Source organism: Pseudomonas sp. TE36184, assembly GCF_054060055.1.
Window position 1 is genome coordinate 5,877,367 of record NZ_JBSSCU010000001.1, and the last position, 14,508, is coordinate 5,891,874.

Genomic DNA, 14,508 nt, shown 5'->3' on the forward strand with positions numbered 1-14,508 from the left:
GTTTTCAGCGACGAATACGCGCCTGAAGGAAAGACAGCACGTCAGCCACCGGCAACGGTTGGGCTTCGGCTTCGGTCCGGCTCTTGTATTCCAGATTGCCATCGGCCAGGCCACGGTCACTGACCACGATCCGGTGCGGGATGCCAATCAGCTCCATGTCGGCGAACTTGATGCCCGGGCTGGTTTTCTTGTCGCGGTCGTCCAGCAACACTTCGAAACCGGCGGCCGTCAGTTCGGCATACAGTTTGTCGGTGGCTTCACGGACTTGCTCGGTTTCATAGCGCAGCGGCACCAGGGCCACCTGGAACGGCGCCAGGGCGTCACTCCAGATAATGCCTTTCTCGTCGTTGTTCTGCTCGATGGCAGCGGCAACCACGCGCGATACGCCAATGCCGTAGCAACCCATTTCGAGGGTGATCGGCTTGCCGTTTTCGCCCAGCACTTCGCACTTCATCGCCTTGCTGTACTTGTTGCCCAGCTGGAAGATGTGCCCGACTTCAATGCCGCGCTTGATTTCCAGGGTGCCCTTGCCATCCGGGCTAGGGTCGCCGGCGACCACGTTACGCAGGTCGGCCACGGTCGGCACCGGCAAGTCGCGTTCCCAGTTCACGCCGAAGTAGTGCTTGTCGTCGATGTTCGCGCCGATACCGAAGTCGCTCATCAGCTCGACCGAGCGGTCGATGATGATCGGCAGCGGCAGGTTCAGTGGGCCCAAGGAGCCGGCACCGGCGCCAATGGCGTCGCGCAGTTCGGCATCGGAGGCCATGACCAGCGGGCTGGCCACGCCCGGTTGCTGGGCGGCCTTGATTTCGTTGAGCTCGTGGTCGCCACGGATCACCAGGGCGATCAGCTTGCCGGCTTCCTCGGCGTGAACGATCAGGGTCTTGATGGTCTTTTCAATCGGCAGATTGAATTTTTCCACCAGGGCCGCGATGGTCTTGGTGTCCGGGGTGTCCACCAGGCGCAGTTCTTCAGCCGGGGCTGGACGGGCGGTTTCCCGTGGCACGGCTTCGGCTTTCTCGATGTTCGCCGCGTAGTCGGAACCGTTGCTGAACACGATATCGTCTTCGCCGGACTCGGCCAGTACGTGGAACTCGTGGGAGCCGGCGCCGCCGATGGAGCCGTTGTCCGCTTCAACCGGGCGGAATTTCAGGCCCAGGCGCGTGAACACGTTGCAGTAGGCGGTGTGCATGCGGTCATAGGTGACCTGCAAGGACGCCTGGTCGGCGTGGAACGAATACGCGTCCTTCATGATGAACTCGCGGCCGCGCATCAGGCCGAAGCGTGGGCGGATCTCATCACGGAACTTGGTCTGGATCTGATACAGGTTGAGGGGCAGCTGTTTATAGCTGCTCAACTCGTTGCGCATCAGGTCGGTGATCACTTCTTCATGGGTCGGGCCAGCGCAGAAGTCGCGGCCATGACGGTCCTTGAAGCGCAGCAATTCAGGGCCGTACTCTTCCCAGCGCCCGGATTCCTGCCACAGCTCGGCCGGTTGGGTGCTCGGCATCAACACTTCCAGAGAACCGGCAGCGTTCATTTCTTCGCGAACGATGGCTTCGACCTTGCGCATCACCTTCAGGCCCATGGGCAGCCAGGTGTACAGGCCAGAAGCCAGCTTGCGGATCATACCGGCGCGCAGCATCAGCTGATGGCTGATCACAACCGCGTCGGAAGGCGTTTCTTTCAGTGTGGCGAGCAAATATTGACTGGTACGCATGGTAGGCCGTTGTCGGTTGCTTGGACTTGAAGTGACTTGGGATTGTACGGGCGCAAACTGCCGCCGTACAGGCATCAGGACGCAGAGCTGTTTGTAGGAGCGAGCTTGCTCGCGAAGATCGTCAACGATGACGCGGGAAACCGGGATAAACGCGGTGTCTGTGACTTCTTCGCGAGCAAGCTCGCTACAGCTACAAGGGGAGGCTCTGTCAGTCTTCTGCCGGTGGATTCAAGCGAATCCGTCGGCTTTCCTGGAACCAATGCAGCGCAATCAGCAGCAAGGTCGGCACACCCAGCATGCAGGTGATCAGGAAGAAGTTGTGATAACCGAACTTCTCCACCATCACCCCCGAATACCCGCCGATCAGGCGCGGCAGCAACAGCATGATCGAACTCAGCAGCGCGTATTGGGTGGCGGAGAACTTGAGGTTGGTCAGGCTCGACAGGTAGGCGACAAACGCCGAGGTGGCAAGGCCTGAGCTGAAGTTGTCCAGGGAGATGGTGAAGATCAGCATCTGCAGGTCCGGGCCCATGTCGGCGAGCATCACGAACAGCAGGTTGGTGCCGGCCGAGGCGATGCCGCCGATGAACAGGATCGGAAGGATGCCAAAGCGCACAATCAACAGGCCACCCATGCCGGCGCCGACCAGGGTCATGATCAGGCCGAAGATCTTGCTGACCCCGGCAATCTGGTCCTTGGTAAAGCCCTGGTCGATATAGAACACGTTGGCCATCACGCCCATCACGGTATCGGACATGCGATAGGTGGCGATCAGCCCAAGCAGCAGCAGCGCCTGCCAGCGATATCGCAGGATGAAGTCGTTGACCGGCGTCAGCACCGGCGCCAGGCCTCGGCGGCCCATGGCCGACAGGCACAATGTTGTCAGGGTGATGTAGAGGATGGCGCGCAGGAAGGCGCGGTCTTCCATTAACAGTTCCCACAGGCTGACACCGTGGAACAGCACGCTGGCGAAATCGGTGTTGTACAACTGGGTGAACGTCGCCGGCACCGACACCAACAGCACGATCAGCACAAACACCGACACCAACTGATGCACGAAACTGTAGCGTCCAGCCTGCAACTGGGTGCGCAGTGGCACATTGGGCTCGCGCATGAACAGGGTGGTCAGCAGCGCCGGAATCATCAGCACGCCGAACAGCACATAGGTGCCGGTCCACGCCGAGTGTTTATAGTTGAAACCGGTAGAGCCGAAACCTTCGGCAAAAAACAGCGCGCCGGCCGTGGCGAGCAGGGCGGCGATGCGGTAACCGGACATATAGCTGGCGGCCAGGGCAGCCTGGCGGCTGTCATCGGCGATTTCCAGGCGATAGGCATCGACTGCAATATCCTGGGTAGCCGAAGCGAAGGCGACGATCACCGCAATAGCGATCAGCCAGGACAAGTGTTTCTGCGGGTCGCAGAAGCCCATGCCGATCAATCCGAGGATCACCAGCGATTGGGCCAGTACCAGCCAGGAGCGACGACGTCCGAGTTTGCCCAGCAGCGGCAGGCGCCATTGGTCGAGCAATGGCGACCACACCCATTTGAAGGCATACGCCAAACCGATCAGGCTCGCATAGCCGATGGTCTCGCGGGCCACACCGGCCTCACGCAACCATACCGAAAGCGTCGAGAACACCAACATGTAAGGCAAGCCGGCGGCAAAGCCGAGCAACAACAGCACTAACGTCGAGGGGCTGGCATAGGCGGCGAGCGCGGCGCGCCAGGTTTTACGGGGCATGGGCTGGAGTCTGCCTCAGATTCACGGAAACAAAGCGCGCACTCTAACCGCTGTGCTCTACCGGGCGCCAGCCATGACGCTGAATATCCACGCGATTGTTCAGGATAGCGACACCTTCGTTGCGTAAACGCGCACGTTGTTCGTCGCCTGAGGCGCTGCCCGCCGGCAGGCTTATCCGACCGCCGGCAGCCAGCACGCGGTGCCAGGGCAAGCGGGTATCGTCGGGCAGTTGGCTCAGGGTGCGCCCGACCCAACGCGCCGCACGCCCCAGCCCGGCGAGGTGGGCCAGTTCGCCGTAACTCACCACGCAACCTTCGGGGATTTGCGCCAGCGTCAGGTACAGCGCGGTGCGGCGCATCTCGGCAGGGCTTTGCGGGGCTTCGGCGGGTTGCTTCACGGTGGATATATCCGTTCAGATCGTCGGTTTCTTGTAAGAAACGTCTGTAAATATGCAGATGAGAACTGAACTCAACACAATTCATTGAGTCAGTCCTAGCTATCTAACACGATAACGCCCCTATTTCGCCAATCCTGAGCCCCTTATCTGCTTATGTTGTCCAGAACCTTGCTGTGCCTTGCTGTTTTCAGCGCCTCCACCCCCTTGCTCGCCGACACCGTCTGGTTAAAGAACGGTGACCGCCTGTCCGGCAAGATCAAGCTCTTCGACGGTGGCAAGCTGCTGATCCAGACCGACTATGCGGGGGCTATCCCGGTGGATTGGAAACAGGTGAAAACCCTGGAGAGCGATCAGGAGTTGTTGGTCAAGCAGGATGCCTACACCGGTGAGAAGGCCAAATCCTTGCAGGCTGCGGCTGATGGCAAAGTGGTGCTGGCCAATGGCGAAGCGCCCAAGACCGTGGAGCTGGCCAGCATCCAGCAGATCATCAAGCCCAAGCCGGTGATCGAAGACCTGGTGTGGAAAGGCAATGTCGACATGGCGCTGGACTACAAGCGCGCCGAGAAAGACACCAACGACTACGACATCGACTTCAAGACCTCCGCCCGCCACGGCCAATGGCGCCACACCGGACAGGGCGAGTACAACCGCGAGTTCCAGGACGACGTCACCACCACCGACAACTGGTCCCTGGAATACGACCTCGACCGCTTCATCACCGAGCACTGGTTCTGGCAGGGCCGCTTGACCTATAAGCGCGACAGGGTCGAAGACCTGTCCCGCCAACGCACTGTCGGCACCGGCCCGGGCTACCAATTCTGGGACGATGAGCTCGGCGCGTTCTCCCTGGGTTCGTTGGTCAACCGCACCGATTACGAATATTCCGATGGCGGCAAGGACAACTTCTATTCCCTGGCCATGAAGTGGGACTACAACCGCTACCTGATCGGCAAGACGGTTGAATTCTTCACCTCCGGCGAGTTGGGCAAGCCTATCGGCGGGCCGGCCGAGTATGCCCTCGATGCGGAAATGGGCCTGCGCTACAAGGTCACCGAGTGGGCGTCGCTCAATCTCAAGGCCGAGCGTGACGTGATCAGCGGCGACTCGGAAAGCAGCTTGAGCAAGACCCGCTACACCGCAGGGTTTGGCGTGGCCTGGTAATCCGCTTCGTGCCCGCTGGCAACCTGCGCGGATATTGATTACCTTGGCTTGAGATCCATTCCCATACGCTATGGGCGACTGAATTCCCGAGGAGTCATACGTTGAGCGCGCACGTTGCCAAGAACGCCCGAGAGCTGCTGCTCAAGGAATACCGTGGAGCCCTCTCCACATTGTCCAAAGCCATGCCTGGCTTTCCCTTCGGTTCGGTCGTGCCGTATTGCCTGGACGAGCAAGGCCGGCCGCTGATCCTGATCAGCCGGATCGCCCAACACACCCATAACCTGCAGAAAGACCCCAAGTGCTCGCTGCTGGTCGGCGAGCGTGAAGCGGATGACGTGCAGGCAGTGGGGCGCCTGACCTACCTGGCCGAAGCCGAGCAATTGCACGACGCCGCCGCGATTGAAGCGGCCGCCGAACGCTATTACCGCTACTTCCCCGAATCGGCCAATTATCACCAGGCCCACGACTTTGACTTCTGGGTACTCAAGCCGGTACGTCACCGCTATATCGGCGGCTTTGGCGCGATTCACTGGCTTGACCGGTTGACCCTGGCCAACCCGTTCGCCGGCCCGGCCGAGCGCAGCATGGTCGAGCACATGAACGCCGACCACTCCAAGGCCATCGCCCATTACGTCGAGTTGGCCGGCTTGCCCACACACGAGCCGGCGCAACTGGCCGGGATCGACAGCGAAGGCATGCACCTGCGCATAGGGCATGCGCTGCACTGGTTGCCGTTCGCCGAGTCTTGCAACACGCCGACACAAGTGCGCGAGGCCCTGGTTTCCTTGGCTCATGCTGAGGTCTGGCCGAAAAAAAGCGTCGCTGAAGCTTGAATTCACGAAATGGCGACGTCATCTAAGGTGGACTGGCAAGGCAATCTTGCGTTGAGGAAACCATTTGATGCGCCCTTTTTTATTGCTCTTTCTGCTGTTCCCGGTGTTGGAGCTGTTCGTATTCGTAAAAGTCAGTGGTGCGATCGGGTTTTTCCCGGCACTGCTGCTGATCATTCTCGGCTCGATGCTCGGCGTTCTGGTGCTGCGCGTCGCCGGTCTGGCCACGGCGCTGCGTGCCCGTGAAAGCCTGAATCGCGGCGAATTGCCGGCACAAACCATGCTCGAAGGGCTGATGATGGCCCTGGCCGGTGGCCTGTTGATCCTGCCAGGCTTCATCAGCGATGTGCTCGGCCTGGTCATGTTGCTGCCGTTCACGCGCAAGCTGTTGGCGGGCAAGATGCGCCAGCGCGCCGAAGAGGCTGCGATTCGCCAACGCGCATTCGCCGATGACCTGCAACCCCGTGGCGGCCCGGCTCCGCGCCAGCCGTTGGGGCGAGAAGGTGATGTGATCGAAGGTGAGTTCGAGCATCGCGACAGCAAATAACCGCTTCACTGGCGCGGCCCCTTCGGGGGCTGTGTTGTTTTTAAGGGCCGGCAGACGCAAAAAAATTCATCGCCGGCCCCTTGTAATAAGCTGATGCGCCCTTATGTAACGGTCACCGCAAGGTTTCTGGTGGCGACACCAGACAGACTTCCGCGTTTCGCCCTGCGAACCGCGACCGGCCCCGCCGGATTTAACCTGCCGGTACTGACACCGGCCGATGAAAAACACAATTAGGAGAGATCGACAATGAGCAAGCTTCGTCCTCTGCACGACCGCGTCGTTATCCGTCGCAGCGAAGAAGAAAAGAAAACCGCTGGCGGTATCGTTCTGCCAGGTTCGGCTGCTGAAAAAGCCAACCACGGTGTGATCGTCGCTGCAGGCCCAGGCAAGACTCTGGAAAACGGTGAAGTACGTGCGCTGGCCGTTAAAGTCGGTGACAAGGTTGTATTCGGTCCTTACTCCGGCAGCAACACTGTGAAAGTCGACGGCGAAGACCTGCTGGTCATGGCTGAGAACGAGATTCTCGCCGTTCTGGAAGGCTGATTTCCCCGCTCATTTTCCCGTTACTACAAAGTATTTAAGGAATATCGATAATGGCTGCTAAAGAAGTTAAATTCGGCGATTCCGCCCGCAAGAAAATGCTCACCGGTGTCAACGTCCTGGCTGACGCAGTAAAAGCGACCCTGGGCCCTAAAGGCCGTAACGTGATCATCGAGAAGAGCTTCGGCGCTCCGACCATCACCAAGGACGGCGTTTCCGTCGCCAAAGAAATCGAACTGGAAGACCGTTTCGAGAACATGGGCGCGCAGCTGGTCAAAGACGTTGCCTCCCGTGCCAACGATGACGCAGGCGACGGCACCACCACCGCTACCGTTCTGGCTCAGTCGATCGTCAACGAAGGCCTGAAAGCCGTCGCTGCCGGCATGAACCCGATGGACCTGAAACGCGGCATCGACAAGGCGACCATCGCCATCGTCAAAGAGCTGAAAAACCTGTCCAAGCCATGCGCTGACACCAAGGCTATCGCTCAGGTGGGTACCATCTCCGCCAACTCCGACAACTCCATCGGCGACATCATTGCCGAAGCCATGGAAAAAGTCGGTAAAGAAGGCGTGATCACCGTTGAAGAAGGCACTGGCCTGGAAAACGAACTGTCGGTTGTAGAAGGCATGCAGTTCGACCGTGGCTACCTGTCCCCGTACTTCGTCAACAAGCCAGAAACCATGGTTGCCGAGCTGGAAAGCCCGCTGATCCTGCTGGTCGACAAAAAAATCTCCAACATCCGCGAAATGCTGCCGGTGCTGGAAGCCGTTGCCAAGGCCGGCCGCCCACTGCTGATCGTTTCCGAAGACGTTGAAGGCGAAGCCCTGGCGACTCTGGTTGTGAACAACATGCGTGGCATCGTCAAGGTTGCAGCCGTCAAGGCTCCAGGCTTCGGCGACCGTCGCAAGGCCATGCTGCAGGACATCGCCGTTCTGACCGGCGGTACCGTTATCTCCGAAGAGATCGGCCTGAGCCTGGAAAGCGCCACCCTGGAAAACCTGGGCAGCGCCAAGCGCGTGACCATCTCCAAGGAAAACACCATCATCGTCGACGGTGCTGGCGTAGATCAGGACATCCAGTCGCGCATCACTCAGATCCGTGCCCAGGTTGCCGAAACTTCCTCGGACTACGACCGTGAAAAACTGCAAGAGCGTCTGGCCAAGCTGTCCGGCGGCGTTGCAGTGATCAAGGTTGGCGCTGGCTCCGAAGTTGAAATGAAAGAGAAGAAAGCCCGCGTTGAAGACGCCCTGCACGCAACCCGCGCAGCCGTTGAAGAAGGCGTGGTACCTGGCGGTGGTGTTGCACTGATCCGCGCCCTGGAAGCCATCCTGGACCTGAAAGGCGACAACGCCGATCAGGACGTGGGTATCGCTGTACTGCGTCGCGCCGTTGAAGCACCGCTGCGTCAGATCGCTGCCAACAGCGGCGACGAGCCAAGCGTTGTGGTTAACGCTGTGAAGAACGGTAAAGGTAACTTCGGTTACAACGCGGCAACCAGCGAATACGGCGACATGATCGAAATGGGCATCCTGGACCCTACCAAGGTGACTCGTTCGGCGCTGCAAGCAGCTTCCTCCATCGGCGGTCTGATCCTGACCACCGAAGCAGCTGTTGCTGAAGCACCGAAGAAAGAAGGCTCGGCTGGCGGCGGTATGCCAGACATGGGCGGCATGGGTGGCATGGGCGGCATGATGTAAGCCAGCCTTACCCGGCGACTGAAAAACCCCGCCTGCAGCGATGCAGGCGGGGTTTTTTTATGCGGGTGCGTAATAAGGGAGGGAGGTAACTGAAGTGGTTGGCCGGTCTACGTATTCAATGCACGCACTTCTGACACCCTGACCTTCGATGGCCGATAGAGTATCAGGCAGTACAGCCCCAGGCAGATCAGCCAACAGAAAATCGCCGTCCACACATTGTGGGAAAAGAAGTGCGCGCCCTGCGCCATGCGGCTCACGGAAAACACGCTGCCCAGCGCCACGGCAAAGATGAACGCCTTGCGTGCCATCCGCGGCCGGCGATCCCGTAGCGCAAAGAACCAGGCGAACAGGGCGAACCCGGTTGCCGCATGCCCGCCGGGCCAGCAGCGCCCAGGTTTATCGGTGGGCGGGCGAGGGCTCAGCAGTTCGCTGTAGGTTTCCTGGCCACCGAACTCCTTGAGGCTCCACGGGCATTGCACGGCGGTGACGGTTTTCAACGGCGAGACGAACGCCGTGGCCAGCCCCAGGGACAACACCAGGCAGCCCAGTTCGCGGCGGTACGGCTTGAGGCGCTGGAGGATAAAGGTACCGGCAAACCCCAGAATGGCCAGCACCGAGAACAGGATGACCATCTGTTTGGCGCGGTCATGCAGGATGTCTTCGAGGAAGAAGCTGTAACGCCCGATGAAGCCGCCACCCGCAGCGCTGTAGAACTGCTTGGCGAGGTCCATGTCCAGCGATGTCAGCTGCAGCAATAGCATCAGCAGCACAGCGCCGGCGGGGATGCCCAGGCACAGCCAGAAATTGAGAGGTTTGGAAACCGGAACAACAGGTGGGGATTGCATGGTAAACCCTGATAAAAAACGTCCCGTACTCGGCTGTACGGGACGTTTTGGTTAGCGCGTGCTTAATGCCGGGGCCTCTTCCTTGGGCGCTTTCCAGCTCAGCAGTTGTTGTTTGAAATCATAACTGGCGGCCTGGTAGTAGGTGATTGCCCGCTGGATCAGCGGGTCATCGCTGCCGACCCGCAACTCCTGGCTTTTACCCAGCGCCTCGTCGTGGCGACGCAGGCCCTGGCGTGGGCTGAGAATCGCCAGGTTTTTGCCGTCGAACAGCCCCAGGTGCTGGTAGTTGCCGACCACGACCCGAGGGGGCAATGGGTTGTCCTGCAACAGGTCACGGCCAAAGAAGGTCGATTCATAGCTCAGGTTGATCAGGCCCAGCAGGGTCGGCGCCAGGTCGATCTGGCTGGCCAGTTGCGCCGATTCCCGTGCGTCGATCAGCTTCGGCGCATAGATGAACAGTGGAATCTGATAGTTGGTGATGGGCAGGTCTTCCTGGCCTGCACTGCCGGCGGTGTGGTCGGCGACGAAGACGAAGATCGTGTTATCGAACCATGGCTTCTGACGCGCCGCTTCCAGGAACTGGCCGATGGCATGGTCGGTATACTTCACCGCGCCGTCGCGGCCATTGCCGGATTTGATATCGATGCGCCCGTCCGGGTAGGTGTAGGGGCGATGGTTGGAGGTGGTCATCAGTTGCAGCAAGAACGGCTGCTGCTTGGCGTAGTCGGCATCGGCCAGCTTCAGGGTCTGTTTGTACAGATCCTCGTCCGCCATGCCCCACGCATTCTTGAACGAAATTTCCGACTCGGGCACGCTGCTCTGGTCTACGACGCGATAACCGTTGCCGCTGAAAAACGCGTTCATGTTGTCGAAATAACCGCGCCCGCCATACACAAACACGCTGTCGTAACCGATGGCCGTGAGTTGTTGCCCCAGGCTGGCGAAGCCGCTCTCCCGACCAATGCGCTTGACGATGGAGCGTCCCGGCGTCGGTGGGATGGCCAGGGTGATCGCCTCCAGGCCACGGTCGGTGCGGGTACCGGTGGCGTAGAAGTTGTTGAAGTACAGGCTTTGTTGACGCAAGGCGTCGAGATTCGGCGTGAGGTTGCGCCCGTCGCCATTGCTGCCCATGTATTTGGCGCTGAAACTTTCGATGGTCACCAGCACGATGTTGGGTTTGCGCAGCGTGCCCGGGTGGGTGATGGCACGGCGGATATCCAGTGGGTCCTGGCCGATGAAGCGCGCATTGGGCTCGCTGAGTTCGGCGCGCAACTGCTTGGCTACGATTTCGGTTGGCAGGCTCTTGTAGAACTGTGAGTAATCCAGCTCGTTGTTACGGAACGCGGCGAAAAACTGATACGGGCCATTGCTCGCCAGTTCGTTCTTGTAGGCATTGCCACCTTGGGCGCGTGGGCTGTCCTGGCTGATCAGTTGCAGGCTCAGGCCCGCGACGACCAACAGCGCCAAGGCATTCAACAGACGGCCGCGCATGGGCGGCAGCGGGGCGTTCATTGCCGCATTGAATGGCTTGCGCAGGGCCAGGCTCAGCACGACAGCCAGCATCGCCAGCAAACTGAGCAACTTGCCGATGGGGTAGGATTCCAGCAGGTTGTTCAGTACTTCGTCGGAGTACACCAGGTAGTCGACGGCGATAAAGTTGAAGCGCACGCCGAACTCATCCCAGAACAACCATTCGGCCACCGAGGTGAACAGCATCGCGAACAGGCTGACGGTGAGCACCGCCTGCAGGAACCAGCGATGGCCGCGGCGACGCCACAGCGCGGGCGGGCACAGCAACAGGTACAGCCCCAGAGGAAGGGCGGCATAGGCTAGAAAAGCCAGGTCATAGAGCAGGCCCACGCCAAACACCGGCAGCAGATTGCCGCCGACTTCATCCAGATGCGTAATGAGCAGTACGCTGCGAGTGAGCAGGAAAACAACCAGCCAGGCACCGGTTACCAACAGCAAATAGCGCATAGGCGCCGTTTTGAGAAACCCCATGTCCAACTTCCTTAGATCGATGGGGGCGATCTTCGGCCTGGCACTGTAGTCAGTTTGTGAAGCTATAGTGAAAAACTCGTTCAACTCTTTAATCGGTTGAAATCGTTTATCTGCGCAGCGCTCAGCTCTATCCCTGAGCCCCACTAGGCCTTAAGCTGCGCGAGCCAACACACGGCTGGCACGAAAGTACGGAGACACTGCCCATGCGAATTTTATTGGTTGAAGACAACCGCGATATTTTGGCCAATCTGGCCGATTATCTGGGGCTCAAAGGTTACACCGTGGACTGCGCGCAGGACGGTTTGTCGGGCCTGCACCTGGCTGCCACCGAGCACTACGACCTGATCGTACTCGACATCATGCTGCCCGGCATCGATGGCTACACCCTGTGCAAACGCCTGCGCGAAGATGCGCGCCGCGATACGCCGGTGATCATGCTCACCGCCCGCGACCAGTTGGATGACCGCCTGCAGGGTTTCAAGTCCGGCGCTGATGACTACTTGCTCAAACCGTTTGCCCTGTCGGAACTGGCCGCGCGCATCGAAGCCGTGCTGCGCCGCGCCCAGGGGGGCGGACGCCGTGCCCTGCAGGTGGCCGACCTGCATTACGACCTCGATACCCTGGAAGTCACCCGCGAAGGGCGCCTGCTCAAGCTCAACCCGGTGGGCCTGAAGCTGCTGGCGGTGTTGATGCAGAAAAGTCCCCATGTGCTGCGTCGGGAAATTCTCGAAGAAGCCCTATGGGGGGATGATTGCCCCGACAGTGACAGCCTGCGCAGTCACGTCCACCAGTTGCGCCAAGTGATCGATAAACCTTTCGCCAAACCATTGCTACAAACGGTACACGGTGTGGGTTACCGCCTGGCCGAGGGTCGTGATGGAGTTTAAGCAAAGCCTTGCCCAGCGGATCATCATCGCCTTTGCCTTGATGAGCGCATTGGTGGCGGGCGCCTTCGCGATGGGGATCATCGCGACGGTGCATCTGGTGGAAGAGAAGCTGATTTCGGCAGGTCTGGGCGGCGACTTGCAGCGCCTGCTGCTGATGGACAGCGTCGAGGACTGGAGCCACCGACCCGAGCCGGACCAGCTGTTCTATTTCAGCGGCGGGCGCGGGGATTTCGAGCTGCCCAAGGACCTGCGGCACCTGGAACCGGGTTTTCATGAAGTGTTCCGCGAGGCGTTGTCGTACCACGCCATGGTCGAAGTGGTCGATGGTCGGCGTTACGTGCTGCTGCAAGATCAGAGCGATTTCGAAGAGCGTGAGCGCGTGCTGTTCGCGGTGGTGCTGGTGGGCTTCGTGCTCAGCCTGGCGCTGGCGGTCTTCCTCGGCTGGGTGCTGGCCCGCAAGGTGATGGCACCGGTGGTGCGCCTGGCGCGCCAGGTGCGTCATCGTGACCAGTTGCTCGGCCTGGCGCCGCCCCTGGCACCGGATTACGCCGCCGATGAAGTGGGCGAGCTGGCTGTGGCCTTCGACGCCACATTGGGCCGTCTGCGCCAGGCGCTGTCCCGCGAGCAGTTGTTTACCAGTGATGTGAGCCACGAATTGCGCACGCCGTTGATGGTATTGGCCAGTTCCTGCGAGCTGCTGCTGGAAAACCCGGCCATCGACGAGCGTGGGCGCAACCAGGTGCTGCGTATCGCCAGGGCCTGTGAAGAAATGCGCGAACTGGTGCAGACCTTCCTGATGCTGGCACGCGCCCAACACAACGACGCCACCATGTCCCCCCGGGTAACCCTCACCCAGGTGGCGGATGATTTGCTCGGCATCTGGCGTGAGCCGATCGAGCAAAAAGGCCTGCAACTGATCTACCAGCCGGGCAACCCCCTGGATACCCGCTATAACACCACCTTCCTGCATGCGGTGATGGGCAACCTGCTGCGTAATGCACTGCATTACACCGAGCAGGGCTTTATCCGGCTCACCCTGGAACCGAGTGGTTTTGTGGTGGAAGACTCCGGCGTCGGCATTCCTGAAGACAAGCGCGAAGCCATGTTCGAGCCCTTCGTGCGCGGCAGCGAAAAACGCGGTGAGGGCCTTGGCCTGGGGCTGTCGCTGGTGCAGCGGATCTGCGAAAACCAAGGCTGGAGCGTCAGCCTGAGCACCATGGAACCCAATGGTTGCCGCTTTCATGTCCAACTGAGCCAGGTCAAATCCTGACCGTGTGTGCTACCGCTATGCTGGCAACGATCAGTGTAATTCGTCGTAGATAGCCCGTTGCTATCATTTGTGTCGGTAAAGTCTTGACATGTATGAATCTGGACAGGACAAGTTTTTCACAACGAGTTGACCTATTGATCACAGTCTGCAACTTAAGGTCGTAGGCATCAGTAAACGGAGACGTAAGATGCCTACCCCGATCAAGCTCGAATTTTCCGATAAGTACGACGAAGAGCATGCGCAGAGTTATTTGCTCAAACATCAGGACAATTTAGCTCGCCGGCTGTCCCACAAACGTGACGAGCAGTTGGCGCGCGGTGCGTTGGCCATGGCCGGTGAACCTGGCCTGGTCTTGGACTTGCCTTGCGGGGCCGGGCGTTTCTGGCCGTTGCTGGCGGAAAAACCCAACCGGGTGATCATCGGCGCCGATAATTCGGAGTCGATGTTGAAGGTCGCGATGGTCGCCCAGCCGGCGGACGTGGTCAAACGGGTACGCCCTTTGCAGACATCCGCCTTTGATATCGATTTGCCTGATAACGCGGTCGACAGCATCTTCTGCATGCGCCTGATGCACCACATTGGTGAGCCTAAGCACCGCTTGGCGATATTGCAGGAGTTTCATCGTGTTACCCGCGACAGCGTGATCATCTCACTGTGGGTGGATGGCAACTTCAAGGCCTGGAAACGCAAGCGTGCCGAAGTAAAACGTCGTAGGAAAGGTGAGCAGGAAGGTTACCAAAACCGGTTCGTGTTACCGGCTGCTACTGTCGAGGCAGAGTTTGAGCAGGCCGGTTTCCGTGTTCAGGAGTCCCTGGACTTCATTCCGCTCTACGCCATGTGGCGAGTATATGTATTGCGCAAGAGGTAAC

General features: G+C 59.7%; 13 protein-coding genes. 8 read left to right on the forward strand and 5 right to left on the reverse strand.

All coding sequences use genetic code 11. The annotated features are described in order from the left end of the window. Nucleotides 1-4: 4 nt before the first annotated feature. From ACVWZP_RS26595 to ACVWZP_RS26605, 3 genes are all read right to left on the reverse strand, one after another. Nucleotides 5-1,720 carry a proline--tRNA ligase gene (locus tag ACVWZP_RS26595; RefSeq protein WP_017846118.1) on the reverse strand — a complete coding sequence of 572 codons (1,716 nt, stop codon included), beginning with the start codon at nt 1,718-1,720 and terminating at the stop codon, nt 5-7. Between the two features lie 208 nt (nt 1,721-1,928). After that, entirely contained in the window at nt 1,929-3,461 is a 1,533-nt protein-coding gene (locus ACVWZP_RS26600) for an AmpG family muropeptide MFS transporter (protein WP_046382211.1), read from the reverse strand. Between the two features lie 43 nt (nt 3,462-3,504). Further along, nucleotides 3,505-3,819, reverse strand: a complete 315-nt coding sequence (locus tag ACVWZP_RS26605) for an MGMT family protein (protein ID WP_186355047.1) — start codon at nt 3,817-3,819, stop codon at nt 3,505-3,507. Nucleotides 3,820-4,011: 192 nt separating this feature from the next. Here ACVWZP_RS26605 and ACVWZP_RS26610 point away from each other — a divergent pair, with 192 nt between their 5' ends. The 5 genes from ACVWZP_RS26610 (at nt 4,012) to groL (ending at nt 8,636) form a co-directional block, all read left to right on the forward strand. Beyond that, complete coding sequence (locus tag ACVWZP_RS26610) at nt 4,012-5,019, forward strand: DUF481 domain-containing protein (protein WP_046382213.1); 1,008 nt, start codon at nt 4,012-4,014, stop codon at nt 5,017-5,019. Nucleotides 5,020-5,120: 101 nt separating this feature from the next. Then, nucleotides 5,121-5,852 (forward strand): HugZ family pyridoxamine 5'-phosphate oxidase, encoded by a 732-nt coding sequence (locus ACVWZP_RS26615; protein ID WP_079444612.1) that lies wholly within the window; start codon nt 5,121-5,123, stop codon nt 5,850-5,852. A gap of 67 nt (nt 5,853-5,919) precedes the next feature. Continuing rightward, nucleotides 5,920-6,396 carry an FxsA family protein gene (locus ACVWZP_RS26620; RefSeq protein WP_017846113.1) on the forward strand — a complete coding sequence of 159 codons (477 nt, stop codon included), beginning with the start codon at nt 5,920-5,922 and terminating at the stop codon, nt 6,394-6,396. 246 nt (nt 6,397-6,642) lie between these two features. Beyond that, nucleotides 6,643-6,939, forward strand: coding sequence for a co-chaperone GroES (locus tag ACVWZP_RS26625; protein ID WP_017846112.1), 297 nt, complete (start codon nt 6,643-6,645; stop codon nt 6,937-6,939). Between the two features lie 50 nt (nt 6,940-6,989). After that, on the forward strand, nt 6,990-8,636 hold the full coding sequence (gene groL, locus ACVWZP_RS26630; protein WP_017846111.1) for a chaperonin GroEL: 1,647 nt from the start codon (nt 6,990-6,992) through the stop codon (nt 8,634-8,636). 107 nt (nt 8,637-8,743) lie between these two features. Here the strand turns inward: groL and ACVWZP_RS26635 are convergent, their stop codons facing one another. Together ACVWZP_RS26635 and ACVWZP_RS26640 are read right to left on the reverse strand one after the other, a co-directional pair. Continuing rightward, nucleotides 8,744-9,481: a phosphatase PAP2 family protein gene (locus ACVWZP_RS26635; RefSeq protein ID WP_046382215.1), complete on the reverse strand. Its 738-nt coding sequence runs from the start codon at nt 9,479-9,481 to the stop codon at nt 8,744-8,746. 51 nt (nt 9,482-9,532) lie between these two features. Beyond that, nucleotides 9,533-11,482, reverse strand: a complete 1,950-nt coding sequence (locus ACVWZP_RS26640; protein WP_193040795.1) for an LTA synthase family protein — start codon at nt 11,480-11,482, stop codon at nt 9,533-9,535. A gap of 203 nt (nt 11,483-11,685) precedes the next feature. Between ACVWZP_RS26640 and colR the strand changes: the two genes are divergently transcribed. From colR to ACVWZP_RS26655, 3 genes are all read left to right on the forward strand, one after another. Next, on the forward strand, nt 11,686-12,369 hold the full coding sequence (gene colR / locus ACVWZP_RS26645) for a two-component system response regulator ColR (RefSeq protein ID WP_016975511.1): 684 nt from the start codon (nt 11,686-11,688) through the stop codon (nt 12,367-12,369). Further along, a complete protein-coding gene (locus tag ACVWZP_RS26650; RefSeq protein ID WP_046382218.1) occupies nt 12,359-13,639 on the forward strand; it encodes a sensor histidine kinase in 1,281 nt (426 codons plus the stop codon). The genes colR and ACVWZP_RS26650 overlap by 11 nt, the downstream gene beginning before the upstream one ends. Nucleotides 13,640-13,826: 187 nt before the next feature. Beyond that, nucleotides 13,827-14,507, forward strand: a complete 681-nt coding sequence (locus ACVWZP_RS26655; protein WP_017846107.1) for a class I SAM-dependent methyltransferase — start codon at nt 13,827-13,829, stop codon at nt 14,505-14,507. The last annotated feature ends 1 nt before the right edge of the window (nt 14,508 follow it).